Origin of the sequence: Acidipropionibacterium jensenii DSM 20535, assembly GCF_000425285.1 — a bacterium.
Classification (GTDB): domain Bacteria; phylum Actinomycetota; class Actinomycetes; order Propionibacteriales; family Propionibacteriaceae; genus Acidipropionibacterium; species Acidipropionibacterium jensenii.
On the sequence record NZ_AUDD01000025.1, the window covers coordinates 1 to 26,713 of the forward strand.

The 26,713-nt window shown below is 69.5% G+C and carries 27 protein-coding genes and 1 pseudogene; 18 read left to right on the forward strand and 10 right to left on the reverse strand.

The genetic code is table 11. The features are described 5' to 3' along the window. Together H590_RS16510 and H590_RS0111835 are read right to left on the reverse strand one after the other, a co-directional pair. Nucleotides 1–314 (reverse strand): annotated as a pseudogene (locus tag H590_RS16510) (HNH endonuclease signature motif containing protein); the annotation flags it as partial. A gap of 389 nt (nt 315–703) precedes the next feature. Next, nucleotides 704–1,141, reverse strand: coding sequence for an AAA family ATPase (locus H590_RS0111835; RefSeq protein WP_028703700.1), 438 nt, complete (start codon nt 1,139–1,141; stop codon nt 704–706). Nucleotides 1,142–1,267: 126 nt separating this feature from the next. On the opposite strand from H590_RS0111835, the gene H590_RS0111840 reads away from it, so the two are divergent. The 3 genes from H590_RS0111840 to H590_RS0111850 all read left to right on the forward strand — a co-directional run bounded on the left by H590_RS0111840 (nt 1,268) and on the right by H590_RS0111850 (nt 3,552). Beyond that, nucleotides 1,268–1,609, forward strand: coding sequence for a TfoX/Sxy family protein (locus H590_RS0111840; protein WP_028703701.1), 342 nt, complete (start codon nt 1,268–1,270; stop codon nt 1,607–1,609). A 389-nt stretch (nt 1,610–1,998) separates the two neighbouring features. Continuing rightward, a complete protein-coding gene (locus H590_RS18690; RefSeq protein WP_157773942.1) occupies nt 1,999–2,148 on the forward strand; it encodes a hypothetical protein in 150 nt (49 codons plus the stop codon). A 183-nt stretch (nt 2,149–2,331) separates the two neighbouring features. Then, nucleotides 2,332–3,552: a trans-sulfuration enzyme family protein gene (locus tag H590_RS0111850; protein ID WP_028703703.1), complete on the forward strand. Its 1,221-nt coding sequence runs from the start codon at nt 2,332–2,334 to the stop codon at nt 3,550–3,552. Between the two features lie 130 nt (nt 3,553–3,682). Here the strand turns inward: H590_RS0111850 and H590_RS0111855 are convergent, their stop codons facing one another. Then, nucleotides 3,683–4,903, reverse strand: a complete 1,221-nt coding sequence (locus H590_RS0111855) for a calcium:cation antiporter (RefSeq protein ID WP_028703704.1) — start codon at nt 4,901–4,903, stop codon at nt 3,683–3,685. Nucleotides 4,904–5,198: 295 nt separating this feature from the next. Then, entirely contained in the window at nt 5,199–6,440 is a 1,242-nt protein-coding gene (locus H590_RS0111865) for a cytochrome P450 (protein WP_071161758.1), read from the reverse strand. Nucleotides 6,441–6,737: 297 nt separating this feature from the next. Between H590_RS0111865 and H590_RS16515 the strand changes: the two genes are divergently transcribed. The 3 genes from H590_RS16515 to H590_RS16520 are packed head-to-tail and all read left to right on the forward strand — an operon-like array spanning nt 6,738 to nt 9,134. Next, nucleotides 6,738–7,145 (forward strand): lycopene cyclase domain-containing protein, encoded by a 408-nt coding sequence (locus H590_RS16515; protein WP_051238583.1) that lies wholly within the window; start codon nt 6,738–6,740, stop codon nt 7,143–7,145. Continuing rightward, on the forward strand, nt 7,138–7,449 hold the full coding sequence (locus H590_RS0111875) for a lycopene cyclase domain-containing protein (protein WP_028703707.1): 312 nt from the start codon (nt 7,138–7,140) through the stop codon (nt 7,447–7,449). The genes H590_RS16515 and H590_RS0111875 overlap by 8 nt, the downstream gene beginning before the upstream one ends. Then, entirely contained in the window at nt 7,446–9,134 is a 1,689-nt protein-coding gene (locus H590_RS16520) for an FAD-dependent oxidoreductase (protein WP_084149488.1), read from the forward strand. The genes H590_RS0111875 and H590_RS16520 overlap by 4 nt, the downstream gene beginning before the upstream one ends. Nucleotides 9,135–9,147: 13 nt before the next feature. Here H590_RS16520 and H590_RS0111885 read toward each other — a convergent pair whose 3' ends face one another. Continuing rightward, nucleotides 9,148–9,720, reverse strand: coding sequence for a MarR family winged helix-turn-helix transcriptional regulator (locus H590_RS0111885; RefSeq protein ID WP_028703708.1), 573 nt, complete (start codon nt 9,718–9,720; stop codon nt 9,148–9,150). 154 nt (nt 9,721–9,874) lie between these two features. Between H590_RS0111885 and H590_RS0111890 the strand changes: the two genes are divergently transcribed. The 7 genes from H590_RS0111890 (at nt 9,875) to H590_RS16530 (ending at nt 18,558) form a co-directional block, all read left to right on the forward strand. Beyond that, nucleotides 9,875–10,978 (forward strand): polyprenyl synthetase family protein, encoded by a 1,104-nt coding sequence (locus tag H590_RS0111890; protein WP_028703709.1) that lies wholly within the window; start codon nt 9,875–9,877, stop codon nt 10,976–10,978. Then, entirely contained in the window at nt 10,975–11,928 is a 954-nt protein-coding gene (locus H590_RS0111895; protein WP_084149489.1) for a phytoene/squalene synthase family protein, read from the forward strand. The genes H590_RS0111890 and H590_RS0111895 overlap by 4 nt, the downstream gene beginning before the upstream one ends. Beyond that, nucleotides 11,925–13,769, forward strand: coding sequence for a phytoene desaturase family protein (crtI, locus tag H590_RS18030; protein ID WP_084149490.1), 1,845 nt, complete (start codon nt 11,925–11,927; stop codon nt 13,767–13,769). The genes H590_RS0111895 and crtI overlap by 4 nt, the downstream gene beginning before the upstream one ends. Next, entirely contained in the window at nt 13,766–14,983 is a 1,218-nt protein-coding gene (locus H590_RS0111905; protein ID WP_028703711.1) for a ferrochelatase, read from the forward strand. Before crtI ends, H590_RS0111905 begins: the two co-directional genes overlap by 4 nt. A 39-nt stretch (nt 14,984–15,022) precedes the next feature. After that, complete coding sequence (locus H590_RS0111910; RefSeq protein ID WP_028703712.1) at nt 15,023–16,537, forward strand: SDR family oxidoreductase; 1,515 nt, start codon at nt 15,023–15,025, stop codon at nt 16,535–16,537. 299 nt (nt 16,538–16,836) lie between these two features. Further along, nucleotides 16,837–17,298, forward strand: coding sequence for a hypothetical protein (locus tag H590_RS0111915; RefSeq protein WP_028703713.1), 462 nt, complete (start codon nt 16,837–16,839; stop codon nt 17,296–17,298). Nucleotides 17,299–17,481: 183 nt separating this feature from the next. Beyond that, a complete protein-coding gene (locus tag H590_RS16530; RefSeq protein ID WP_211221187.1) occupies nt 17,482–18,558 on the forward strand; it encodes a low temperature requirement protein A in 1,077 nt (358 codons plus the stop codon). On the opposite strand, the gene H590_RS0111925 is transcribed toward H590_RS16530, so the two are convergent. The 3 genes from H590_RS0111925 to H590_RS0111935 form a co-directional block, all read right to left on the reverse strand. Further along, nucleotides 18,466–19,614, reverse strand: a complete 1,149-nt coding sequence (locus tag H590_RS0111925; protein WP_126412692.1) for a hypothetical protein — start codon at nt 19,612–19,614, stop codon at nt 18,466–18,468. The two genes, H590_RS16530 and H590_RS0111925, sit on opposite strands and share 93 nt — an antisense overlap. Nucleotides 19,615–19,775: 161 nt before the next feature. Then, entirely contained in the window at nt 19,776–20,930 is a 1,155-nt protein-coding gene (locus H590_RS0111930; RefSeq protein WP_028703715.1) for a GTPase family protein, read from the reverse strand. A 116-nt stretch (nt 20,931–21,046) separates the two neighbouring features. Next, the gene (locus H590_RS0111935) at nt 21,047–21,760 is read right to left on the reverse strand and encodes an exonuclease domain-containing protein (protein WP_028703716.1); all 714 of its coding nucleotides are present in this window, start codon (nt 21,758–21,760) and stop codon (nt 21,047–21,049) included. An 87-nt stretch (nt 21,761–21,847) separates the two neighbouring features. Between H590_RS0111935 and H590_RS0111940 the strand changes: the two genes are divergently transcribed. From H590_RS0111940 to H590_RS0111955, 4 genes are all read left to right on the forward strand, one after another. Beyond that, entirely contained in the window at nt 21,848–22,381 is a 534-nt protein-coding gene (locus H590_RS0111940; RefSeq protein ID WP_028703717.1) for a GNAT family N-acetyltransferase, read from the forward strand. A 133-nt stretch (nt 22,382–22,514) separates the two neighbouring features. Continuing rightward, entirely contained in the window at nt 22,515–22,727 is a 213-nt protein-coding gene (locus tag H590_RS0111945; protein WP_028703718.1) for a CsbD family protein, read from the forward strand. Between the two features lie 353 nt (nt 22,728–23,080). Next, on the forward strand, nt 23,081–23,599 hold the full coding sequence (locus H590_RS16535) for an Hsp20/alpha crystallin family protein (RefSeq protein ID WP_036982279.1): 519 nt from the start codon (nt 23,081–23,083) through the stop codon (nt 23,597–23,599). Nucleotides 23,600–23,887: 288 nt separating this feature from the next. After that, nucleotides 23,888–24,814, forward strand: coding sequence for an NAD(P)-dependent oxidoreductase (locus H590_RS0111955; RefSeq protein WP_028703719.1), 927 nt, complete (start codon nt 23,888–23,890; stop codon nt 24,812–24,814). Nucleotides 24,815–24,881: 67 nt separating this feature from the next. On the opposite strand, the gene H590_RS0111960 is transcribed toward H590_RS0111955, so the two are convergent. Together H590_RS0111960 and H590_RS0111965 are read right to left on the reverse strand one after the other, a co-directional pair. Continuing rightward, entirely contained in the window at nt 24,882–25,091 is a 210-nt protein-coding gene (locus H590_RS0111960; RefSeq protein WP_028703720.1) for a hypothetical protein, read from the reverse strand. Between the two features lie 108 nt (nt 25,092–25,199). After that, nucleotides 25,200–26,075: a helix-turn-helix domain-containing protein gene (locus tag H590_RS0111965; protein WP_028703721.1), complete on the reverse strand. Its 876-nt coding sequence runs from the start codon at nt 26,073–26,075 to the stop codon at nt 25,200–25,202. Nucleotides 26,076–26,222: 147 nt separating this feature from the next. Here H590_RS0111965 and H590_RS0111970 point away from each other — a divergent pair, with 147 nt between their 5' ends. Continuing rightward, complete coding sequence (locus H590_RS0111970; protein ID WP_245569820.1) at nt 26,223–26,666, forward strand: VOC family protein; 444 nt, start codon at nt 26,223–26,225, stop codon at nt 26,664–26,666. The last annotated feature ends 47 nt before the right edge of the window (nt 26,667–26,713 follow it).

Genomic DNA, 26,713 nt, shown 5'->3' on the forward strand with positions numbered 1-26,713 from the left:
CGGATCCGGGGGTCGGCGGTGATCCGGGAGGCCCGGAACACCTGACCCAGCCCTTGGGAGGGGGTGCGTCCCTCGGTGGTGGCCAGGAAGTCGGCCAGCGGGGTGCCGGTGGTCCTCTCGGTGGCACACGAGCGGGCGACCGCGTCGGTCGCCACCGCCGCCGCGGCACTGACCCGCCCCTCCAGGGTGCGGATCCGCGTCATCGCGGTGACCTTCTGGGCGTCGGTCATGGCGGCGATCCCGGTGAGGTCCAGCGCCGTGAGGGCGTCCTCGATCACCGCGATCCCTCTCCAGAATTCCGACGTGTCATCCATGGGTCAATGATACGCAAACCGGCACCTGCACACCAGACAATCACGCCGATTGTTTCCTGTGAAGAATCGCCGATATTCACAGGAGAAATTGTCCCACAACTCGACCAAACCCGACCGGTAAGACGGCGCGGAAGCAGTACCGGTGTCGTGTGTCGGAGGTGTGGGGCATGTTTTCCCGCGATGTTCTCGTGAACACGCGACAATCATCACGAAAAACCCTGCCGACACATTGTGTCCAACACTAACAGAGACCACCGACAAGAATCGGCAAGACCGGCTCCACTCCAACCGAACCCAGGCAGAGCCAGACCCACCCCAACCGAACCCAGGCAAACCCCAGTCGACCCAAGCCACCCAGGCAAACCCAGGTGAACCCAAGCCGACCCGGCTCAGCTCAACCCCTCGACGACGTCAGCCAACTCGCCAACCGGTCGACATGCGTCGAGCTCGATCGACGCACCCCGGCGAAGCAGCGGCTCAACCTCCGCCGCGTACTGCCGTATCTCGGCCTGCTGGTCCGCGGAGCGCCCATACGGGTTGTTCGTCCGCGTCGCAACACGCTTGATCAGAACCTCGACCGGAGCACTCAGCAGCACCACATGCTCGAACCGGCCATAGAAGCGGCCCTGGTTCTCGGCAGTCCCCGAGACGACGACATCGTCGTGGCGCGCCAGAAATGCGCTCATCCGAGGCTCGTCCCACAACACTCCGGGCAACGTCCAGCCGTCGTAGTCGGTGTCGACGGTGAGATGTCCGCGCCGGGCAAGCTCCTGGAGCAGAGTCGACTTCCCCGCGCCCGACATGCCGGTGACAAGGATGCGGACCATGACCCAACCCTATGCAGCCGCTGTTCCGAGCTACCTCCCAACGTCCTCAGATTGAGACCGCAGACCGTACTCTGGACGTCGACCGTCTCCTCCGTCCCCCAGGAAGTGCCGAGACAGGAGCACGCGATGACCACAGAACAGACTCACCTGGTTGAACGGCTTCGATCGCTGCTCACCGATGAGCCGGAGGTGCGCGAGGTGTCGATGTTCGGCGGCCGGTCGATCATGGTCAGCGGGAAGATGATCGCCAGCGCCCGGAAGGACGGTGGACTCCTGGTACGCGTCGACGCCGACCAGCACGACGAGCTCCTGCGCGGCCCCGGAGCCACGCAAGCGGTCATGGGCCCCGGACGCGACATGGGACCGGGCTGGATCGAGGTCGCGGCCGAGGCAGTGAGCGACGACGAGACGCTGTCATCCTGGGTCTCCGTCGCGATGGCCTACAACCGCACAGTCACCGGGCGCTGACGCCGACCGCGCCTTCGACCGGACCGCTCGGTACTCCCAGGACGCGCCCGATAAGCACCGAGCAGTCCGATAGTCGAGTCCGGGAGCGGCGTTCCGCCTCCTATACCGTGGGTCCTGTGAAGGCTCCTCGCCGCTTGCCCGCACTGGCCATCGCTGGTGCGTCACTCGTTGCTCTGTCAGGGTGCTCCCCCGATGGGATGCTCTGGGGTCCCCACGGCGCGCAAGTGATCAGCACGACGGAGACGCTGATCGCCGGCGCGTCGTCCGGCAGCCAGAACTCACTCGCCTGCGAGGACTCGTCCGCGGTCTTCGGGGACGCAGCGGCCTGGAGGGGACTGCGCGCAGGAGAGCCGGAGCAGGTAGAGCCCACGACGTCCGGTGATCGGCCAATGCCGAACGCGACGTGGAGAATCAACCTCGAAGGAGCAGGTATCGCCAGAACCTCCGGCGAGAAGGTCCCGACGGATGTGTTCTACCGTGAGACCACCACCGGCATGTGCGTCGCCGATGTCATCTGGCAGACGGTGGACGTCGAGTAGGTGCCACAGGTCGCAGCCTCTGGTGTCACCAACGTCACGCCCTGCAACATCTGGACTCTCCCTCCTCACAAGCCCCTCGGCCCACGGCGTCATTCGTCGCAGCCCGGGCGGCAGTCATCCCTCAGCTGTCCACCACTGCGTCCGACCCAAGGCACAACACCTGTCCGCGAAGGAGACAAGACCATGACCGACGCCGCTCCCGACAAACACGATCCCACGACGGTGCGTGAAGCGACCTGGGCAGTGCACGGCGGCAACAGGCCCGACCCCGGCAGTGGAGCGCTGCGGACGCCGTTGGTGATGGCGAACTCCTACCTGTTGCCCGACGACCCCGCCAGTATCGACTGGTCGGGCACCGACAGTCTGATCTACACCCGCAACGGTGCGGTCAATCAGCAGGCTCTGGAGCGCAAGCTGGCAGCGATGGAGGGCGGTGACGCCGCCACCGTGTTCGCCACCGGGGTGGCTGCGCTGCATGCGGTGTTCTTCACCCTGTTGCGTGCAGGAGACCACGTGGTCGTCTCAGACATCACCTACGAGGCGGTGTGGCGGCTGTTCAGCGAGCTGCTGCCAGAGCGGTACGGGATCGAGGCGACCTTCGTGGACGCCTCGGACCCTGACCTCGTCGCGGCCGCGATCCGCCCCACCACACGGCTCGTCCATGTCGAGACGATCGCCAACCCCACCACCCGAGTCGCTGACATCGCCGCGCTCGCCGGGATCGCGCACGAGCACGGCGCACTGCTGTCGGTGGACTCGACGTTCACCCCACCACCGGTGTTCCGGCCACTCGCCGCCGGGGCCGATCTGGTGATCCACTCGCTCACGAAGTACATCAACGGGCACGGCGACGCGATGGGCGGGGCGGTGATCGGCAGCGCCGAGCTGGTGTCGCGGATCCGCGGCGATGCGCTGGTCGACGTCGGCGGAGCCATCTCGCCGTTCAATGCCTGGCTGATCCTGCGCGGTTCGGTCACCCTGCCACTGCGGTTGCGACAGCACATCAGCTCCGCCGTACGGGTCGCGGCACACCTGGACGCCGATCCCCGGGTGGCCTTCGTCGCCTATCCCGGCCTGCCCTCGCACCCGCAGCACGATCTGGCCAGCCGCCAGTTCGGCACGATCGGGCCGGGAGCGATGCTGGCTTTCGTGCTCGACGGTGACTCGGATCTGCAGGACCGGTTCGTGAACCGGCTGCAAGTCATCACCTCGGCCGTGTCACTCGGCCACGACGAGTCCCTAATCGTCCACGTCGGCCCCGATGGGCGGGGCGGAGCAGAGCACTATCCCGCGGAGTTCCGCCGCTTCGGACACCTGCGGCTGTCCGTCGGCCTGGAGGACCCGGACGATCTGATCGCCGACATCGACCAGGCCCTCGACCACGCCCTCCCACCGGTTCGCTGAGCGGCTCCTGGGAACCCCCGCATCCACAGGCCTCACTGGGTTACCCGACCCCGCTCGATGAGCACCGCGTCGTGAGGTCGCCTTCGCGGGGCCGGCGCAACGGCTCCCGGGCAACGGCCGCGGCGGCGGCTCAGGAGAACAGACTGATGGCGTAGAGCACGAACACGAAGAGGTGCGCGGCGCCGTGCAATGCGGTGACCCTCTGGGCGCTGAAGGTGGTCAGACTCAGCAACAGGCTCACCGCGAGCAGGAGCAGGTTCACGGGTCGCTCGGCGAGAACGACGGTCTGCCCGGTGAGCAGACCGATCGCAAGCACCACGGGAAGGGTGAGGCCGACACAGGAGACGAGTGCGCCGTGGGCAAGATTCGTGACCCGCTGCCCCTCGCCCATCCAGGCGGCGCGGATCGTGGTGATGGTCTCGGGCAGGAGCACGATCACCGCGATCAGGACCCCCGACAGCACGACCGGAGCACCGAGCCGGCCCAGCCCGTCCTCCAGGAGGACGGCCATGTGGTGCGAGAGCAGCACGATCGGGATCGCGGTGATCAGCAGCACCAGCGACCGGACGATCACCTCCGTCCCGTGCTCGTGCAGCGAGAACCCGGCCGTCCGGCGTGGCTGAGCCGGGATGGCGGAGGTCACCGGCTCAGCCACGGCCGGGCTGGACGCCACACCCCCGGACACCGCACCCTTCGACGCCGACCCCTTCGACACCGAAGTGGTGGCGCCGACCTCCTTGAAATCGCTGCTCTGCGCCCCGGTCTGCCGGTAGAGGAAGAACGCGTAGAGCAGGATCGTGAGGGTCAGGACGGGGATCGCCAGGCCGGCCGGATAAGCGCCTCCGGTGCCCATCACGGCCGGCAGTGCGAAGGCGGTGGCGAGCAGCACGACGAGCAGGGAAAGGTAACTGGAGACGCCGGTGCGGTTGACGCGCAGATCCCTGTGCCGCAACCCGCCCACCAGCAGGGCCGCCCCGATGACGAGGGTGAGGATGATCATCGTCGAGGCCATCACGGAGTCCCTGGCGATGGTGGTGTGCTCGCCGGGTCCGAGCATCACCGCAGAGATGAGGATGACCTCGATCAGCACGATCGACAGGGTCAGCACCAGCGTGCCGTAGGGGTCTCCCAGTCGGTCGGCGAGGCGCTCGGCCTGGGCGACGACCCCGCTCGAGGAGACCACGATCACCGCCACGATCGCGGCGAGCACCAGGAACAGCACCGGGCTGGGCATCTGCCCCACCGGAAGCGGCTCAGCGATCAGCAGGGCGATGAACGCGGCCCAACCCACCCCGATCCGCAAAAGCACAGCGGGAGTGAGGATGACGCGCAGGGAGGCGGCGGATGGCACGGAGATGATCTGTTCCCCGGGGTCGTCCCCGGCCCATGACTCGCGCTGTCCGGGTCGTCCCGGCAGCACCTTCCAATCTCCCGACTCTAGCCGAGCCAGCACCCCCGGCTCAGGAGTGCCGGGCTCAACGGGGACCCTCCGCCCCGCACACCAGTGGCCACCGGACCCGGGATCGGGATCACCACGGAGACGGCCACCACAGCGATGGCCGCCACGTCGACGGACACCACGGCGCCCCGGGTGCCTCTGATGCCGTCGTCGACGACCTCCCGGATCACCCCGAAACCGCCTCTGACTACCTGTTCGTGAGGTGATGCCCGGCAAAACCCACCCGGAAACCGCGCAGGCAGTACCCGGCGACCAGATCGTCCCACTCGATCCGCGGCTCGGCCAGGATCTGCGGCTCGAGGTCGAGCATCCGGGTCAGCAGGACGTCGGTCTCCAGCAGGGCGAGCGCCTGGCCGGGGCAACGGTGCGCCCCGTCCCCGAAACTCAGCCCGGCCGGGTGCACGTCGCGGTCCAGCGGACGCCCCGGACACAACGACAGCGGATCGGCCCCCATCACCGCCGGATCGACATTGGCCTGCCGCACCTGGAGATCGACGAGGTCGCCGCGCCCCAGGCAACGCTCGTCGGCGCCGTCGGCCACCCTCAGCGTCTCGCCGACCCGCCGGTAGATGTGCCCCACCACCGGCTCCAGACGGATGATCTCCTCGAGGACGCCGATCCGCCCATCGGCATCCGCGGCCAGATACGCCGCGCGCAGGTCCTCGTCGGTGAGCAGGTGCCACAGCGCCATCGCGATGAACTCGCGCGTGGTCACCATCCCGGCCGTCCCATAGGTGACGCACTCCACGAGGATGTCGACGTCGGTGTACCCCTCCGCGATGAGGTGGCTGATGACGTCCTCCCCCGGCCGCCTCCGCCGCGCCCGCACAGCGGGTCTGACGTCGGCCAGGTAGAGGCTCACCACCGGTCCCAGGCCGTGCACCGCAGCGGACGCCCACTGTCTCCGGGTCCGGCCGAGATCGGGTTTGGTGATGTCGAAGGGGGGTTGGTTGAAGAACCGCACCAGGCGCCCGGCAAGGCCTTTCACCGACGAGTTGGTCAGTCCGACCACCTGACGGGTGACGTCGACGGCGTAGAGCAGCGCCAGGTCCTCGACCCGACAGCCCACCCCACCGGCCGTCCCGACGTCCCCGGCGTCATCCATCGCATCGGCCAGCAACCTCTCGGCGGCATCGACCATCAGCGGCCGATACCGCTCGCTGACCACCCTGGGCGCGAAGAACCGCCCCACCTTGCGACGCTGTTCGTCGTGCAGGGGCCCATCGGAGAACAGAATCGGGTGGTGCTTGAGCCGTCCCTTCGGCACGAACTCGGAGGTGAACCCGGCCTGAGTGGTGCAGCCGCGGGCCTGCAGGACCTCGCGCGCCACCGGGTAGGAGCCGATCCGCCACACCCCCGGCGCCTGCTCCACCGTCGACTCGTGCGGATCTCCGGGCTGCACCGCCCGTCGCCTGTTCGGTCCGTCCACCGCGACTCCTCGGATCGTCGTGGTCCTCACACTGCCTCATCCACATGCTGCGCAACCATCCTGTCACGCCGGCTCGACGACGTCCCGAGCCCGATTCCAGGAAGGCGCAGCACGCCGGGCAGCCCCGAACACCGGGTGCTGGACAACCCGGCTCGACGACGTCTCGACCCCGACAATCCCGCACAGGCTGGACTGGCCCCATACGATCGAGACATCCAGGGCGGACCCCCGGTCATCGCAGCACCTCGACCGGGCACGCGATGGGTCACCGTCAAGCACCCCGACGAGGGAGGTCTCGTGAACCACTGGCAGTACCTGATCGTCCTGGCGGCCTGCGTCGCCATCACCCTCCCGCTGGAATTCCTCATCGGCGCCCGCGTCTACCGCTCCCCCCGCCGACTCCTGCTGACCCTCATCCCGATGCTGGTGATCTTCGTGGGATGGGACGTCGTCGGCATCCTGCGCCACCACTGGTGGTACGAGCCGCGGTTCATCTCCGGCATCCACCTGGGAGCGCTGCCCCTGGAGGAGTTGCTCTTCCTCACCATCATTCCGATCTGCGCGCTGCTCACCTACGAGGCGGTCGGCCGGATCCTGCTGCTGGCCCGCACCCCCGGACGCCTGCGCTACCGATGGCCCGACGGCCTGGTCCGGATCGCCGACGAGTCCGCCACCCGACCCCACGAGAGCAGTGATCATGCCTGAGTACACGGTTCTGACGCTGATCGGCATCGTCGCGGTGGTCGTCTGGGAGCTCGCCTGGGCCAGAACCGGGATCTTCTCCTCGGCCCGCTACTGGCTGACGATGGCGATCGTCTTCTTCTTCCAGATCTGGGTGGACGGCTGGCTCACGAAACTGTCGGCGCCGATCGTGATGTACGAACCCACCGAGTTCTCCGGCATCCGATTCCCCTGGGACATCCCCATCGAGGACTTCGGCTTCGGTTTCGCCATGATCACATTCACGATCATCTGCTGGATCAAGTTCGGCCACAGGGAGGCACGATGAGCGCGAGAAGCCCGTTCCCACGCCACCACGGCAACGCCGACCACAGCGACGCCGACAGCAACGACCACGGCGACGCCGCCCGCTCCGACCACGGCGACGCCGGCGACTCCCGACATCCTGGAGACGCCGACGACACCAGAGGATCGGCCCGCACCGACCGCCCTGGACGCGACCGCCACGCGGTCCGCCACGCCGCCCCCACCGGCCGCTACCGGATCACCGAGGACCGCCATGTCGCAGTCGTCGGCGGCGGCATCGCCGGGCTGGCGGCCGCCACCGTGCTGGCAGAGCGCGGGGTGAGGGTCACCCTTCTGGAGTCCGAACCGCGACTGGGAGGCCGGGTCGCCTCATGGCCGATCGGCGAGGGCCGCACAATGAGTCGCGGATTCCACGCCTTCTTCCGCCAGTACTACAACCTGCGCTCCCTGCTGAAGCGGTTCGACCCCGACCTCACCAGCCTCGCCCCGGTCCCGGACTACCCGCTTCAACGCCCCGACGGCCTGCGCGACTCCTTCTCGAACATCCCGCTCACCCCGCCGTGTAGCATCCTCGGTTTCGTTCTGCGCAGCCCCACGATCACCCTGCGCTCCCTGGTCGACGTCAACGTCGCGGCGGCGCTGGAACTGGTCCGGGTCCGCTTCCCCGACACCTTCTCCGCCTACGACGGCGAGTCGGCCGCGGCATTCCTCGACCGGCTGCGGTTCCCGCCGGCCGCCAGGGACCTGGCCCTCGAGGTCTTCGCGCGCTCCTTCTTCGCCGATCCCGACGACTTCGCCGCCGGCGAGCTGGTCGCGATGTTCCACACCTACTTCCTCGGCTCCGCCGAGGGCCTGGTCTTCGACGTCCCGGTCGACGACTACGACACCACCCTGTGGGCTCCCCTCGGACGGGTCCTCGACGGATTCGGCGTCGACGTGCGCACCTCCTGCCCGGTCCGGTCCATCGACACCACCGCGCAGGGCGCGACCCTCACCCTGGACGACGGCGTCCTGTCCGCCGACGCCGTGGTGCTGGCCACCGATCCGCGCACCGCCCGGCAGCTGGCGGCGTCGACCACCTCGCCATCCCTGGCCGGCTGGCGCCACGCCGTCGCCGCCACCCGCAACGCCCCTCCCTTCGTGGTGGTCCGGCTCTGGCTGGACGAACCGGTCGAGGCCGATCGACCGCCCTTCCTCGGCACCAGCGGATACGGTCCGCTGGACAACATCTCCGTGCTGGAGCGGTTCGAGGACGGCGCCCGGAAATGGTCAGCCCAGCACGGCGGCGCCTCGGTCGTGGAGCTGCACGGCTACGCCTGCGACCCGTCGGTGACCACCGACCCCGCCGCCCTGGACGACGTCGTCACCGAGCTGTCTCACCAGCTTCACGCGGCCCTTCCCGAGACCGCGCGGCTGGGTGTGGTGCACCGCGAGGTGCTGGCCAGGCAGGACTGCCCGGTGATCGGCCCCCGCGGCTGGACCGAGCGTCCCGGGGTGACGACCCCCTCCCCGGCCCTGGTGCTGGCCGGCGACTGGGTGGCCTGCGACCTTCCGGTCGCGCTGATGGAGCGCGCCGCCACCACCGGTTTCCTGGCAGCCAACACCCTGCTGCACCGTTGGGGAGTCCAGGGTCAGGACGTCTGGTCCACCCCGATGAGCGGCCTGCTGGCCACACCGCGGCAGCGCTCCTGGACGGCGCTGCCCTGAGTCGGCCCCGCGATCACCGCGGGTGGCGCGGCAGATCCGCGGCCCACGGGGCGTGGAACAGTGAGAGTTCCTGGGCGGTGTCGTCGAGGAAGCCGATGACGACGTCGCGCTCGGCCGGGGTGAGCCGGGCCGCGGCGTTGAACCGGCGGGCCTGCTGGCGTCCCACGGTCGACGCGGCGGCCTCGCGGGTCTCCGGGGTGATGCTGATCACCAGCGCCCGCCGGTCGCTGGGGTGGGGCCGGCGGGTGATGTGGCCACCGCGCTCCAGCCGGTCGAGAAGCTTGGTCGTCGAGGCACTGGAGATGCCCAGTTGGGCCGCGATGACGCTGGGAGTGACCAGCTCCCCGCGACGCCCGCTCACCATCAGGAAGTGCAGCGCCCGCATGTCGGTGCGGTTGAGCTTCATGTAGGCGTCGGAGGCCTCGACCAGCTCCTCCTCGACCTGCCGCAACCGCGCGAAGGCGCCCATCAGGGTGTTGATCTGGGCGATGTCGGGGTCCGACAGCGAGGACCGGTCCACCAGGTCACTTGACTCGACGTCGTAGAGACTGAGGCGACTCGTCTGCGCATCGCGGTCTTCACTCACGGGGAAAGATTATCAGCACAGTCAGATACATCCTTTACATATTGCTAGCCTGGCTATTAAAGTCTCAAGGAAGCCACTTACTTCTGGAGGGATCACTGATGAACGACAGTCTCACAGCTGCCCAGTCGTCACTCCCACGCACTGCGGGGCAGCGATGACAGCGCCCATCTGCACCGACGAGGCCGCGACCCGCGCCCACCTCCAGACCCTCATCTCAGAGTTCTTCGAGGGCGGTACCGGTCGGGCCGCCGGCTACGGCAGCCACTTCCAGAAGCTCTGGCAGATCGCCGGCCGATCGGTGGCCGGCGGCAAGCTGATGCGGCCCCTGCTGCTCATGAACTGCCACGACGCGCTGAGCTCCGATCGCGAATCGCGCCACCACGGCCACCGCGCCGCCAACGACCCGGTCTCCAACCTGGCGGTCGCGGTGGAGCTGCTGCACTACTCCTTCCTCCTCCACGACGACGTCATCGACGGCGACCTGCTGCGCCGGGGCCGACCCAATCTCATCGGTTCGATGGTCAACGACGACGCCACCGCCGACCACGACGTCGCCCGGGTGATGCACTGGGCGCAGACCTGCGGGATCCTGATGGGCGATCTGCTGCTGTCGGCCAGCCACCAGATCTTCGCCCGCGCCGCCGTCGGCGAGTTGCAACGGATCCGCCTGCTCGACCTCCTCGACGAGACGATCGAGGACTCGATCGCCGGTGAGCAGATCGACGTCGGACTGAGCGACGCGATCATCTCGCCGGAGCTGCACACCATCCTCGACATGACCGCCCGCAAGACCGCCACCTACAGTTTCGAGCTGCCGATGCGGATGGCGGCGGTGCTCACCGGGGCACCGCGCTGCGTGGAGGACCGGATGGGCACGATCGGACGCCATCTGGGGCTGGGGTTCCAGCTCCAGGACGACCTGCTGGGCGCCTTCGGCGACCCGGCCGCCCACGGCAAGGACCACCTCTCCGATCTGCGCGAGGGCAAGCAGACCGCGATCATCGCCGCGGCCCGCACCACCCCGGCCTGGCCCGACATCGAGGGTCTCCTCGAGATGGCGGCGCTCTCCCAGCACGAGGCGGCGCGGCTGTCCGCGATGCTGGCCGAGTGCGGCGCCCAGGACCGGGTCGCCGACCTCGCCGAGCAGGAGCTGCGATCGGCCACCATGCTCATCGACACCTCGGGCGAGGACCTCCCCCAGCCGGTCCGCACGGTCCTCATCGACCTCATCGAGAAGCTCTGGGGACGATCCTCATGACCTCCCCGCACCTTGCCTCCCCGCACCTGGACGGACCGGCTCCCACCTCACCGTCCGCACCGGAACCGACTCCCACCGGATCGGCCCTGCGCACCTACACTCGCACCGCCGAGCGGGCCTCGGCCGAGGTGATCTCCTGCTACTCGACCTCCTTCGGCGCGGCCACCAGGCTGCTGGGAGCGCGACACCGCCAGCACGTCCGCAACGTCTACGCCCTGGTCCGGGTGGCCGACGAGATCGTCGACGGCGTCTGCCAGCAGGCGGGCCTCGACACCGCCGCGCAGGAGGACGTCCTGGAGCGGTTCATCGCCGAGACCCACCGCGGTCTGGACACCGGTTACAGCAGCAACCTGGTCGTCCACGCCTTCGCCCACACCGCCCGGGCGGCCGGTTTCGGACGCGATCTGGTCGATCCCTTCTTCGCCTCGATGCGTTCGGACCTCCATCACGACGACGCCGCCGGGCTCGACGAGCAGGCCCACGACTCCTATGTGCATGGTTCTGCGGAGGTGGTGGGGCTGATGTGCCTGGCCGTCTTCGTCCGCGAGGAGCACCTCGATCCGGCCACCCGCTCCCGACTGGAGCACGGTGCCGCCCGACTCGGCGCGGCCTTCCAGGACGTCAACTTCCTGCGCGACCTCGCCGACGACACCGACCGCCTAGGCCGCTCCTACCTGGGGCCCGCCCACCGGCTGACCGACGCCGACCGCGACCGGATCGTCTCGCGGATCCGCGACCAGCTCGCCGACGCCGAAGCGGTGATCGGGCTGCTGCCCATCGACTCCAGGTCCGCGGTGCGCAGCGCCGCCGGACTGTTCGCCGCGCTGGCCGACCGGCTGTCACGCACACCGGTCGAGGACCTCTACCGACGCCGGGTGAGGGTCCCCGATCTCAGGAAGGCCGCCATCATCGCCGAGGCCGTGGGCCGGACATGGAGGGAACGCCGATGAGTCGGGTCGTCATCATCGGGGCAGGGGTGGCCGGACTCGCCACCGCCGCCCTGCTGGCCCATCAGGGTCACGAGGTCGAGGTGCTCGAGGGGCGCGACGACGTCGGCGGCCGGGCCGGCAGCCTCACCCGCGACGGGTTCCGGTTCGACACCGGCCCCTCCTGGTACCTGATGCCCGAGGTCTTCGAGCACTTCTTCGAGCTGCTGGGCACCTCGAGCGCCGAACAGCTGGACCTGCGCACCCTGGATCCGGGCTACGCGGTGTTCAGCGAACCCGATCCTGGCGCGCCGGCGTCTCCCCCGGTCATCATTCCCCGTGGTCAGGACGCCGTCGAGAGGGTCTTCGAGAGCCGCGAGCCCGGCTCCAGCACGGCCCTCCGGAGCTACCTGGACTCCGCCGCCAGGACCTCGCGGCTGGCCCAGGAGTACTTCCTCTACAACCCGTACACCCGGTTGCGGCCGATCCTCACCCCCGAGATCACGCGCAGCCTGCCCGACCTCGCCGGCCTGCTCACCCAGTCCCTCGCCGACCACATCTCACGCCGGTTCCGCGACCCCGTGCTGAGGCAGGTGCTGGGCTACCCCGCGGTCTTCCTAGGCACCAGCCCCGACCGGGCACCGGCGATGTACCACCTGATGAGCGCCTTCGACCTGGCCGAGGGGGTCCAGTACCCGATCGGCGGATTCTGGGAGCTGGTCCGCCGCATCGAGGATCTGGCGCGGGCCGAAGGGGTGCGGATCACCACCGGCGCACGGGTGACGCAGATCACCACCGATGCGCGGACCACCGGGCCCGGCAGTCGGGAGGTCCCGGGGAGCACCGATTCACGGGACGCGGGGAGCGCCGCTGCGCGAGACGCCGGGAGCGCGACGTCCCCGGGTGACCGCCGTCCCCATCCTCTCGGCCGCCTCCTCCGACGTCCCCGCCCGCGCCGGGTGACCGGAGTCTCCTGGCGATCGGCCGACGGCCGCGACCGGCACACCGAGGCCGAGATCGTCGTCTCGGCGGCCGACCTGCACCACACCGAGACCCGGCTGCTGGCCCCGAACGCCCGCAGCTATCCGGAACGATGGTGGCGCCGCCGGGTGAGCGGCCCGGGAGCGGTCCTGGTGATGCTCGGGGTCCGCGGCCGGCTGCCCGAGCTGCCGCACCACTCGCTGTTCTTCACTCGGGACTGGGACACCAACTTCGCCGCGATCTTCGGTGACGCACCCCGCATCCCCGACCCGGCGTCGATCTACCTGTGCAAGCCGAGCCAGACCGACGACACCGTCGCCCCCGAGGGGGACGAGAACCTCTTCGTGCTGGTTCCGGTCCCGGCAGATCCCGGCCTGGGCCACGGCGGCCCCGACGGCACCGGCTCGCCGACGATCGAGCGGACCGCCGACGCGGCCATCGACCAGATCAGCCGTTGGGCCGGGATTCCCGACCTGGCGAGTCGGATCCTGGTGCGCCACACCGTCGGCCCCCAGGACTTCGCCGACCAGTACCACTCCTGGCACGGCGGCATGCTCGGGCCGGGGCACATCCTGCGGCAGAGCGCGATGTTCCGGGCCCAGAACCAGTCCCGCCGGGTAGACGGCCTCTACTACGCCGGCGCGACGACCGCCCCCGGCGTCGGGGTGCCGATGTGCCTCATCAGCGCCGAGCTGGTCCTCAAGCGGATCACCGGGGACCACAGCGCCGGGCCCACCGCACCCCACCCGTCACCGACGACTCGCACCTCCCCGGTCCCGCCCCCGGCGTCGTCCGTTCGGACGTCGTCACCACACCCGTTCCCCGCCGATCCATCAGCCAGCGACCCATCACCCACCCATGCCGCCTCGAAGGAGACCCCGTGACCACGCTGCCCGCCCAGCCGTGCCACCGCACAAGCAAGCCGCCCAGGGCCCGAGGCGTCCATCTCGAACCCGGCGCCAGGGTCGCCTCGGCCACCGAGCCCGCCCAGTCCGGTCCCGCCCACGTCACCCGGCCGGTCGCTTACGACGCGATCCTGCTGTCGGGATTCGGCGGCCCGGAGGGGCCCGACGACGTCATGCCCTTCCTGCGCAATGTCACCCGCGGCCGAGGAATCCCCGACGAGAGACTCGAGGAGGTCGCCCACCACTACCTCGCCTTCGGCGGCGCCAGCCCCATCAACGAGCAGAACCGGCAGTTGCGCGGCCTGCTCGAGGCCGCGCTGGCCACGGCCGGCATCGACCTGCCGGTCTACTGGGGAAACCGAAACTGGGAGCCCTATCTCGACGAGGCCTTGGCCCGGGCGGCCGCCGACGGGGTGCACCGGATCCTCGCCATCCCGACGAGCGCCTACTCCTCCTACTCCTCGTGCCGGCAGTACCGCGAGGACTGGGCCGACGCCCTGGAGAGTGCAGGCCTGCAGGACCGACTGCAGATCGACAAGGTGCGACAGTTCTTCTCCCACCCCGGGTTCGTCCAGCCCTTCATCGACGGGGTGCGCGAGGCGATCGCCGCCGCCGAGCAGGACGGCCACCCCCGCTCCGAGATCGAGGTGCTCTTCTCCACCCACAGCATCCCCTCGGCCGACGCCGCCCTGTCGGGTGCCGGCCAGTTCGACGGGAGGCAGGGTGGGGCCTATGTCGGTCAGCACCTGGCCGTCGCCGAGCACGTGATGGCCGCCGTCGCCCCCGAGGTGTCCTGGCAGCTGGTCTTCCAGTCGCGCTCCGGAGCCCCCTCGACGCCGTGGCTGGAACCCGACATCAACGACGCGATCGGGGCCCTGTCCGACCGCACGGCGGTGATCATCGTGCCCTCCGGTTTCGTCAGCGATCACCTCGAGGTGCTGTGGGATCTGGACCGCGAGGCCTGCCAGACGGCCCGGGACGCCGGTCTGTGGGTGCGGCGCACCCCCACTCCCGGCACCAGCCCGGAGTTCGTCGACGCCCTGGTCGACCTGGTGCGGGAGCGCCTGGCCGGCACCCCGGCAGCCGAGCGCGCCAACGTCACCTCGGTGGGCCCGTGGTTCGACGTGTGCCGTCGGGGCTGCTGCGCGAAGTCGACCGGCCCCTGCCACCCGGCGATCGCCGGGCTGATCTGACCCCCCGACACGCGGTTCGGCCCGATGAGAGGAGCCCCGATGGCCATCTTCGAGTACCACAGCCACCTGCCCCAGCCACGCACCGAGGTCTTCGACTGGTTCTCCCGCCCCGGCGCGATCGTGCGACTCTGGCCGCCCTTCGGGGGCCGGGTGCGCCGCCCGCCCAGCGACGGACTGAACCCCGGTTCGCAGACCCTGCTGTCGGTGGGTCTGCCCGGCCGGGCCGGGCTGGCCGGCACCGCTCTGTCGGCCGTCGTGGGGTCCAGGATCCCGGGATCGCCGCGGGCCGAGGTGCCCTGGCGGGCCCGGCACACCCAGTTGGACCCCGGGCGCTCCTTCACCGACGTGATGGAGTCGGGGCCACTGGCCTCCTGGCGCCACCACCACTCCTTCAGCGATGAGGGCCCGGGCTGCCAGATGCGCGACACCGTCGAGTACTCGCTGCCCGCACCCCTGGCCAACCGGTGCGCCGCACGTGCCCTCGACGTCCCGGCCGAGTTGTCGCGGATCTTCGACTACCGGACGGCGCAGCTGAAGGACGACCTCGCCCTCCACCACACCTTCCGCGACGTCGCGCCCCTCACGGTGGCGGTCACCGGGGCCACCGGGCTGATCGGGACCCAGCTCTGCGCGCTGTTGGAGAGCGGCGGGCACCGGGTCCTGAGGATGGTGCGGCACCGGCCCCGCCACGACGGTGAGATTCAGTGGGACCCGGCCTCCGGAACCCTGAACCCCGAGGACCTGGCCGGCTGCGACGCCGTCGTCCACCTCGCCGGGCACCCGATCGGCGGCCGCTTCACCGAGGAGAACAAGCGCAAGATCCTCGAGAGCCGCCGCACCGGCACCGACCTGGTCGCCCGCACCTTGGCCGAACTCGCCTCCGACGGCCGGACCCGCACCCTGGTCTCGGCCTCCGCGATCGGCTACTACGGCGCCCACCCGCACCACCCGAACCCTTCCCGGGACGCACACGATCCCCAGGGCGGGCCGGACTCCCAGGGCTCCGGCGACGGCCTGCCGCGACCGTTGACCGAGCAGGACTCCCCCGGCGACGACTTCCTCGCGCAGGTCACCCGGGTCTGGGAGGAGGCCTGCCGGCCGGCCTCGGATGCCGGCGTCCGGGTGGTCAATGTGCGCACCGGACTGGTCCTCACCCCCGCCGGCGGGCTTCTGGCGCAGTTCCTGCCGCTCTACCTGGCAGGTGTGGGCGGTCCGCTGGGGGACCGGGAGCAGCAGAGCTGGATCGGGATCGACGACATCGTCTCCATCTACGCCTTCGCCCTGCTCAACGACCGCGTCGAGGGGCCGGTCAACGCGGTGGCGCCCGAACCGGTGAGCGCCCGCCAGTTCGCCACCGCCCTCGGACGGGTCCTGCACCGACCCTCCCTGGTCCCGGTGCCCTCCCTCGGACCGGCCCTACTGCTCGGCCCCGAGGGGGCCCGCGAGATCGCGCAGGCCGATCAGCGGGTCTCCTCGGCCCACCTCGAGAGCTTCGGCTACCAGTTCCGCCACCGGGATCTCGAGTCTCAGCTGCGCCACGTCCTCGGACGATGACGTCGCCCGCCCCGGGGTGCCGGGGGACACCCGGTCCCAGGGGATGACGTCGACCACCTCGACCGCCGGGCTCGCCCCTCCCGGGAAGGATCGGGTTCCGGGAGCGATCTGACCTTCTGGGCGCCTACAGTGCCGCATCGCTCGCACGATCTGCAGCGACGCGGCCGTCGACACCGCAGGAACGCTGCTGTCGTCACTGCATCCGGCACGGCACTCGACGCTGCTTCTCACACTGCTTTTCACATGGGCCGCCGCGGCTCCCCCGTACAGCTGCTGGGAGTTCGAGAAGGGTCAAGATCATGGGGAAGTACCTGGCTGGACTGTGGCTCACGATCGTCGCGCCGTTCATCGGCATGATCGTCATCGGCGGCCCCGACGGAGGCGTGGTGGACCACCTGGTCCTGCACATCGCGATGATCATCCTCGGGGCGATCTCGCTGTGGATTCTCGTGGGACTGCGCAGAACCGTCGCCCCCGCGGGCAGGACGCCGTCGCGGGGGATCGGCGTCACCTGCGTGATCCTGCTCGTGGTGCAGGTGCTGTTCCTGATCGGCAACGCCGGTGAGGCCGCTGCCCTCATCCGCAAGGGCGGATTCCATCTGGGCGAGGCCATCTTCCACGATCCGCTGCACTACGCCGCCGCCTGGATCACCCCCAACGCCTTCATGCTGGCCATCCTGGGGGTCCTGGTCCTGTCGGTCCAGGTGCTCGTGGTGACCCGGCGTCTGCGGGCGGTGCCGGTGACCCCCGAGGCGGACTGACCGGCGCGCTGCCCCGCCAGCGGACTCCGCGGCTGGCATGCTCTTGCCCCATGGCCATCCCGACTCAACGGCCCCGTCGCGACCGGCCGCCAGACTCTCCCCGATGCGCGCCCGCGACCCGCACGAACCGCATCGCGCCGCCTCGAGTCTTGAACTGTTCTTCGACCTGGTTTCGTGGTGGCGGTGAGCGTGGCCTCCTCCCAGCTGCACCACCAGCTGGCCGACAGGGAGGTGCTCAACGGCGTCCTCATCTATGCCGTGGCCTTCTTCGGCATCTGGTGGGCGTGGATGAACTTCACCTGGTTCGCGACCTCCTTCGCGGTCGACGACTGGCTCTACCGGGTCGTCACCATCGTCCAGATGGGCGGCGTCCTGGTGCTCGCCGCGGGCATCGAGCCGGCCTTCGAGCACCACGACTTCCGGCTGCTGGTGTGGGCCTATGTGGTGATGCGCGTGGCGATGGTGGTGCAGTGGGTGCGCGCGGCCGTCTCGGACCGGGCGTTGCGCACCACCACGATCAGCTATGCGTTGGGCATCGCGATCACCCAGGCACTCTGGATCGTGATGCTGGGGCTGCCCGGCAAGGCGATTCCGGTGGCCATCCCGGTGCTCATCCTCGCCGAGCTCGCGGTTCCGGTGATCGCCGAACGACACCACGCGACCTCCTGGCACCCTCATCACATCACCGAGCGGTACGGCCTGTTCACCCTCATCGTGCTCGGCGAGAGCGTGCTGGCCTCGGCCAATGCCATCATCGAGGCCCTTCACACCTCCCGCGAGCACGCCGAGGCCGCGGCCCACGCCGACCTGCTGGGCTCCCTGGTGGGCCTGTCGGCACTCACCCTGATCACCTCGGCGGCACTCTGGTGGATCTACTTCTGGCCGCCCCACCACGGGCTGATCGGGACGCTGCGCGAGTCCCTGCGCTACGGCTACGTGCACTACGTGGTGTTCGCCGCCGCGGCGGCCTTCTCGGCCGGGATCGAGGTGCACATCGACGCCCTCACCGGGGAGTCGGAGCTGTCGCGGGTCGCCGTCGGCTACACCGTGAGCATCCCGGTCGCGGTCTTCGTCCTGGCGATCTGGTGGATCGCGCTGAGTCGGTTCGGGGACCGGCTGGTCAACACGACGCTGCCGCTGGGTGCCGCGGTGATCCTCCTCAGCCCGCTACTTCCCTTCGACGTCGCGGCCACCGCGGTCGTGCTCGTCCTGATCGTCGTGGTGCTGGTCTGGCGGCGTCCCGTCGAGCGCAACCGGTGAGGGCCCAGCTGAGGCCGCGGCGGCCGGCGTCGGGACCTCGTCGGGAACCGAGCCCCAGCCGTAGCGGCGCACCCGGGCGACCGCGAACAGGATCGACGAGGCCACCGCCCAGATGCCCAGCACGACGAAGGGTTCGGCGTGCACGGCGTCGGGGAAGTAGGTGACATCTCTCATCGCGCGCACGGTGGCGCCGGTGGGCAGCCATCGCCCCATGAACTCGTAGAAGGCCGGCAGCAGTTCGGGGGCGACCGCCCCTCCCGATGACGGGTTGGCGATGATGACGAAGGTGATCCAGGTGGGCAGCAGCGCCCACTTGCCGCCGATCGTCACCCGCCAGAAGCTGTACACCGACCCGGCGATGAACATCGTCACCGCCAGAATCAGCCAGACCGGCAGCACGGGCAGCGCCTCAAGGCCGAGCACCGGGCCGATGACCAGGGTCATCGTGAGCGCCACCCCCAGCGATCGCGCGATGTCCCAGCTGAAGTCGGCGACCAGGGACATGTCCTTGGCGTTGACCCTGGTCTGGATGGCGCCGACGAATCCGAGGATCGTGCCACCCAGCGCCAGGTAGAACAGCACCAGGCCGTTCGGGTCGTGCGGGGCCAGCGGATGGGCGTCAACGAACTTGAGGTCGGTGCCGACCACCGCGCTGAGGGCCTGCCTGTGCTGGGTGAGCAGTTGGCCCACCGATGCCCCGGAGGCGGTCGAGATCCAGACCGTCGCGGGGGTCACCGAGGAGTCGATGATGGCGTAGATCTGCTGGCGCTCCAGGGCCTTCTGGGCGGCCGGCAGCGAGGGGTACTCGCCCACCTCGAACAGTTCCGACCCGGTGTCGTCGAGGGTGTGGGAGATCGCGGTGGCATCCATTGAGGAGCCGACCACGCCGATCGGCACGTTGCGCGGCGAGGGATCGCCCATCGCCAGGCTGTAGGACGCCACGAAGACCGGCCCGATGATGGTGACGATGAGGGCGACCACCAGCGCAGGAAGGTGCGTCCTGGGCAGTCCCCACGGTATCCGGCGGGTCCATCTGGAGATCCTCGTACCGATCACTTCTGGAACGCCTTCCGCATATGGGTGAATCCTCATCTCCCTGTCGACATCAGGGGCCGCTGACCGCGATCTCCCGGCCCGAGCTCCCCCCGCCGGACCCGGACTCGGTGCACGCACCGGTCCCGCCTCGCGTCGGCCCCCGGGACAGACTACGTGCCGGGTCAGCGCTTCGAGACCCTGCGCACCGCCATCTTCGTGACGACGGCGACGACACTGGGCCTGAACTGTCCGACGGCGTCGGCGACCCTGGCCGGATCCACCTTGCCGGTGTGGACCTGCTCGCAGAGCCGCAGCCAGCCCTCCCCCGCGGCCGCGGTGATCGCCGAGGCGACGGCCGCGTTGATCACACTGCCGGCCACCGGGACGAGCTTGATGAAGCTGCGGGCCAGGGCCTGCCCGGTGACCTGGGCCCCCAGTTGGGCCAGCGCCGAGGTGGACAGCATCGTGGTCATCTCGAGGTCGTAGATGGCCGCGATCCTGCCCATCATCGTCATCTGGATCGGCGCCAGGGCGGCCGCATCCGCAACCGGGATGGGGACGGCGGCAGCAGCTGCCGCCGCAGCCGCCCCAGTGGCGATGATGGGTCGCGCCATCTCCCGCTTCCAGGGGAGGTTGAGTCGCTGGGCGATGCGAAACGCGTCCTGCTCGGTCCTGGGAGACAGTTCCAGGGTGGCCTCCACGAGCTCACCGAGTCCGTGCCCCGTGCCCTTTCCGTGCTCGTCGTGGGAGGCGGTGAGGATGACCCGCCGGATCGGGAGGTGGATCGGGGTGCCGTGCTCGTCGACCGGGTGCTCGAGCCAGTCGACGAAGTCAGAGGTGTCCTTCGGGGCGCTGTACCTGCCGGTGACCGTGTTCCTGGTCCAGTGCACCTTCGTGAGCACCAGGATCACCGGCAGCCCGCGGGCGTCCAGCTCACGGATCCGGTCGATGTCGAACCGGGTGAGCCGGTCGGCCTGGGAGAGCACGCAGTACCAGACGACGGCGATCTGCTCGTCGGCCGGCCGCCTCGAGACGGTCTCCAGGTGCTGCCTGAGGGACTGCGCCGGGGACACCGCCGACCCGACCTCGAACCCCTCGAAGTCCCAGATCCCCAGCGACTCGTCGTGGTAGTAGTTGACCCCGCTGGTCACCGGAAGACCCTTGCCGACCGCCGCGTAGTCGCGGCCGAAGACCGCGTTGACCAGGGAGGACTTGCCCACCCCGGTCTCCCCGACGATCGCCAGGTTGAACCGTCCGTAGCGGCTCCTCGCCTGGGAGGTGGCGTCGATGAACGGCCGGTCGTCGACCTTGGGGGCGTCCTGGTGCTCTGCTGCCATGTCGTGCTCGGTCCTCTCAGCAACCGCTGCCGGTGATCTCCGGGCGGATCGACGCGGACGGGTGGATGCTCACTATAGGGTGCGTCGCGGCGCACCCGGGGACGCTCATCGAGGGCTCATTCCTGGGGCCAGGCGCGGCTGATGTCGTCGACCCTGCCCTTGGAGGCGAGCCAGGATCCGAAGTTGTCGGCCCACTTGCGGTGCTCCTCGACCTGGAACTGGTGCAGCGCCCCGGCGTCCACCCCGGCGATCCGCGGATACCGGACGGCCATCTCCTGGAGCACCCCGAGCATCATCGAGACGTCGACCTGGGCGGTATGGGCGTCCTCCTGAAGGGTCACCCCGTAGACCGACGTCATCGCCGACAGGGTGCGTTTCCCGCGCCGGTAGCGGTCCAGGCTGTGGTCCAGCACCAGCGGGTCGATGACCGGGGCGGTCTCGGCGCCGAGGCGCTCCTCGAGGGATCCCAGATCGTGGCGGCGCAGCTCGGCGTTGATGAGGGTGATGTCGAAGGGGGCGTTGAAGACCACCACGGGAAGCCCCTGCTGCCAGTGCTCGACCAGGGCGGTGGCCAGCTCGTCGAGCACCTCGACGACCGGGCGGCCGCGATCGCGAGCAGTGGCGGTGGTGATCCCGTGGATCGCGGAGGCGGCGGCCGGGATGGGGATCCCGGGATCGGCCAGCCAGGTGCGCACCCGATCGGGTTGGGCGGGGGTCCCCGCGCCGGCGGGGCGCAGCACCAGGGCGGCCGTGACCAGCCTGTCGGTGGCCGGATCGGCCCCGGTGGTCTCGGTGTCCAGTCCCAGCCATGGGACGTCGGTCCAGTTCACGATCCCTCTTTCGTCGAGTGCTCCTACTGTGCATCACGGCACTGACAGTTCTGGACGCCGGGACCTGCGGGCGCATACTTGTACGCCGTGAGTCCTGCCAGCACACCACACTTCTCCTTCGCCACCCTCGCCGACGCCGACCGCATCCACACCATCGTCGAGGCCGCCTACCGGGCCACCGGCGATGCGGCGGGATGGACCACCGAGTCCCAGATTCTCGACGGCCAGCGCACCGATCTGGACGAGATCACTAGCCTCATCGACCAGCCGGCAGGAGGCCTTCTCACCGCCCGGCAGGACGGCAAGATCCTCGGCTGCTGCCAGCTGGAGCGCCGCAGCGACCACGCCTACTTCGGGATGTTCGCCGTCGACCCGACCCTGCAGGCCCAGGGGCTGGGTAAGCAGCTGCTGGCCGAGGCCGAGCGGGTCGCCCGGGAGGACTGGGGTCTCGACGAGATGCGGCTCACCGTGATCACCGCCCGCACCGACCTCATCGCCTGGTACCGGCGCCGCGGATTCCGGCCGACCGGCGTCTCCTCCCCCTTCCCCTACGGCAACGAGCGGTTCGGCCTGCCGAAGGTGGAGGGGCTGCACTTCGACGAGTTCTCCAAGAGCCTCTGAATCCCGGTCCCACCACGGGAGATCCCCTTCGCGGCCGTGCTCTGAGCACCGCCGGATCGCGGCTGCGCCTTGAATACCGCCGGATCGCGTGCGAGGGTCGACAGTGCAACCGATCCACTGAGAAGGAGCACATATGACTGACAGCGATGCCACCCGAGACAAGCTCCAGGGCAAGCTCAAGGAGACCGCGGGCAAGCTCACCGGGGACAAGGACGCCGAGGCCGAGGGCCGGCAGCAGAACGCGGAGGGCCAGCTCAAGGACCAGGTCGAGGACGCCAAGGCCGGCCTCAAGGCGGCCGGGGAGCGCGTCAAGGACGCCCTCGGCGACAAGAAGGACAACCAGTAGGCGATGCCCGACAGACAGGGCATCTGAGGCGAGTGCCAGCCGCACCCGCCCGCCGCTGTGGCGGCGTCCCCCTCCCGGGGACGCCGCCACAGGCGTCTCCGGGGCCTGGGCCGTCTCCGGGAGGGGGCACCGACGACCCTCTGACAAGGAGTGTTGGTGAAATCCAAGAAAGTTGAGTCTTTTCGGCTCAACTATGGAATAACCATGGCCCCCCTGTGGTTCTGCTGTATGTGACGGCGAGGAGGCCGGCGGGGCAGCGAGATGTTCCGCAGGTGTCTCGACGTCGTCACCGAAAAATGCATGCTTCCGAGTTCCGGAGACTCCGGGACTCACCCGTCAGAAGGGGGAAAACAATGGCTCTCGTTGAAGCCAATCCGTTCCGTGGTCTTGATCGTTTCTTCGATCAGTTCGCCCAGCTGGCAACCGGCGACGCCAAGCTGATGCCGATGGATGTCTATCGCGATGCCGACAACTACGTCGCCAAGATGGACCTGCCGGGAGTTGATCCCGACAGCATCGATATCGACGTCAACGACAACGTTCTGACCGTCCGCGCTGAGCGCACCGCTCAGGATGTCAAGCACGACGAGCACTCCGGCTGGGTGTCTCGTGAGCGCAGCTACGGGTCCTTCGCCCGCCAGCTGTCCCTGGACTCCGGTCTGGACGCCAGCAGGATCTCCGCCGACTACACCAACGGCGAACTGGTCATCACCATCCCGGTGGCCGACCAGGCCAAGCCGCAGAAGATTCAGGTGACCCACGGCCAGCAGCAGGTGGGCACCGGAAGCTCGAAGGGCAGTGCCGTTGACAGCGGCACCGACTCAGCCAAAGCCAGCACAACCGACGCCGACAAGCAGCGTCAGCACGCCTGAGCCGATCGGCCCATATCGCGCTGAACAGGCACCGCAGGTCGACGATCAGCACCGGCGGATCCGTGTGGTCCGGTGCTGAACGCCCTGCAGCCCTGCATCTGTGAGGTTCTCACCTGGCCACGGCCCCTCCACCTATTTCGGTGGAGGGGCCGTGGCATGTCCGGAGTCATCGACCGGCAGGGATGGTCGGCCCGGAGCCGGTGACCGGGACGGAGTGCCCGTCCGCCGGTGGCGGATGCCCCGCGGACGGGGTCCCGCCGGAGCGACGGTCGGGATAGCCTCCATCCCATGAGCATCGTGGTCTCCCTTCCCACCCAGGAGCTGGTCGACGACGTCACGGCACGTCTGGACCCCGCCCTCGACATCGACCTCGTCCTGTGGGACGGGACCGGCGAGGCCCCCTGCGAGCACATCGACATGTACGTCCCCGCTGCGGTCGGCCCGACCCACGCGATGCCCGATCTCGGTGCGGTGGGGTGTCACTTCGTCCAGGGTTCGGCGATCGGCTTCGACGGCGTCGAGCAGACCCTGCCGCACGGCGTCAGCTACGCCAATGCCGCCAGCGTCCACGAGACGGCGACCGCGGAACTCACCGTCGCCCTGCTGCTGGAGGCCCAGCGCCGACTCCCCGAGTTCCTCGAGCTGCAGCGGCTCGGACAGTGGCACATGATGGGCTGCCCCGGACTCGCCGACCGGCGCATCGTCATGCTGGGCTACGGCGGGGTCGGCAAGGCGATCGCGCAGCGACTGGCCGGTTTCGAGGTCGATCTGGTCCCGGTCGCCCACACTGCCCGCGTGCAGGACGGCGTCCAGGTCCATGCGATGGAGGAGGTGCCCGACCTGCTGCCCGGTGCCGACATCCTCCTCAATGCCCTTCCCGGCGGTCCGGCGACCCATCACCTCATCGACGACGCCGTCCTGTCGGCACTGCCGGACGGCGCCCTGGTGTGCAACATCGGACGCGGGCCGACGGTGGACACCGATGCCCTGGTCGCCCATCTGCGCCGCGGCCGGATCCGGGTGGCCAGCGACGTCTGGGATCCCGAACCGCTGCCGGCCGGCCATCCGCTGTGGTCACTGGACGGGGTCATCATCACCCCGCACATCGGCGGGCTCTCGGACGCCCTCAAGCCTCGGATGACCCGGCTGCTGGTCCGGCAGGCGGAGCGGCTGGCGCGCGGCGAGGAGCCGGTCAACATCGTCCTGCAGGCCTGATCTCCCGGCCGTGCGCTCGGCCCCACGGACCTGGGCCCCACAGATCGAGGCCCGGGTCGCTGCCTGCTCACTGCGGAGGCATGTCGCGGCGGACGTACTCCTCCGGCGGGACGGCTCCCCGCGTCTCATCGATGAGGTCGACGACCTCTTGGCGGGTGACCGTGCGACCCTCGCTGCGCGCGTGCTCGAGCGCCCGGGCGACCGAGTCGCTCTGCTGCGGGCTGAGCTGCTCGAACAGTTCCGGCCACCGGTTCTGGACGTCGAACTCGTCAGACATGACTTCCCCTCGGCTGGTGATGGCCGTCGGCTGTGGCGGCCGTTCCCCCAGCGTAGGTGGTGCGGCCCGTGGTCCCCGGGCCGGGATGGGCCTCACGCGCCGCCGGCCTCACGATGACTCGGTGCGGTAGCCGCTGGGGGTGAACCCCAGCACGGTGCGGAAATCACTGGTGAGGTGGGCGTGGTCGGCGTAGCCGAGATCGGCGGCGATCGTCGCAAGGGAGATGTCGGGGTGCTCGCGCACCAATTGCGCGGCCTCCTGCAGTCGTCGACGCCGGATGATGGCGGCCGGTGGCAGGCCGATGTACCGGTGCGTCATACGTTGCAGTGTGCGCAGCGACACCGCGAGCCGCACGGCCGCCTCGGCGGGGGTGTTCGCGCCACCCTCGCCGATCAGCACCTCGGGCATCATGTTCGCGTGCCGGGCGACGGACGGGATCTCGCCTGCCCGCTCGCTGAGCCATTGCGCGACGATGTCGACCGCGTGATCATGGCGATCGGCCGGGGCATCCGCCTCATGATCAACCGCCTCCTGACCCGCCACCTGGCCTGCCACCGGCACTCCTGCCTCCGGGCCCGCCCCCGGCTCTCCCACCAACGCCTCTCCAGCCATTGCCGCGACGACCCGGGCGTGAAGAGTGGGAGCGCTGAGGGGCTGCTCGACGTCGACCAGAGAGCTCGCGTCCGATGTCAGGGCGCCCACCGCCGCGGGGCGCAGGAGTGCGCCCACCGCCCAACCGCAGCCGCGCAGCACCCGCTCGCTCATCCGCGTCGTAGCGCCCACGAGCGACACCCGGTGCGGCTCGACGACCAGGTTCAGCGCCGGGTAGCCGAGGACCGTCTGGCGCGACACGACGCCCGGTTCGAGATCCCACTCCGGTATCCAGAACCACTGGACCAGATCCGCTGCGACCGGTGGGGGCGCATATCGATGGAACGCGGTCAGTCGCGACGGGAACAGCACCCCTCGTGACGGGTCGACCATGGGCCCACGGTAGATGAACCGACAAGGTGGCGCGCATCTCCAAGCGGCCGGACCCCTGCCCGCCGCACGATGGGCGGCATGACTGAGAAGAGCACGCCGAGCCGGGGCGTCACCGGCACATTCACGACGGACGGTCGGCCTCACGGCGTGACCACTCTGACCCCATTCCTCGCCCTGACCGATGCCGCCGGGGCGATCGAGTTCTACCGCGACGTCTTCGGCGCACGCGTCATCGACGTCACCGAGATGAACGGCCAGGTTGCTCACGCCGACCTCGACCTCGGACTCGGACAGCTCCAGCTGGGAGTTCCCAGCCCGGACTACCGCCTTGTGCCGCCACCGGACGACGACCAGGCCTGCTACTCACTCGGGCTCTACGTGCCCGACGTCGACGACGTCGTCGCGAGAGCGGTCGCAGCCGGTGCCACCATTCGCGAAGAGCTCTCCACCTTCGTCTCGGGTGACCGCTACGCCAGCATCCGCGACCCGTTCGGCGTCCGATGGTCGGTGATGAGCCGCGTCGAGGACCTGTCCGAGGAGGAGAGTTCCCGCCGGGTCGCGGAATGGGCCGCGTCGTACTCGTCGAGCTGATCTCTAGAGTCCTCAAGTACCTCAAGGCGCACAGCGCCGAATAGCCC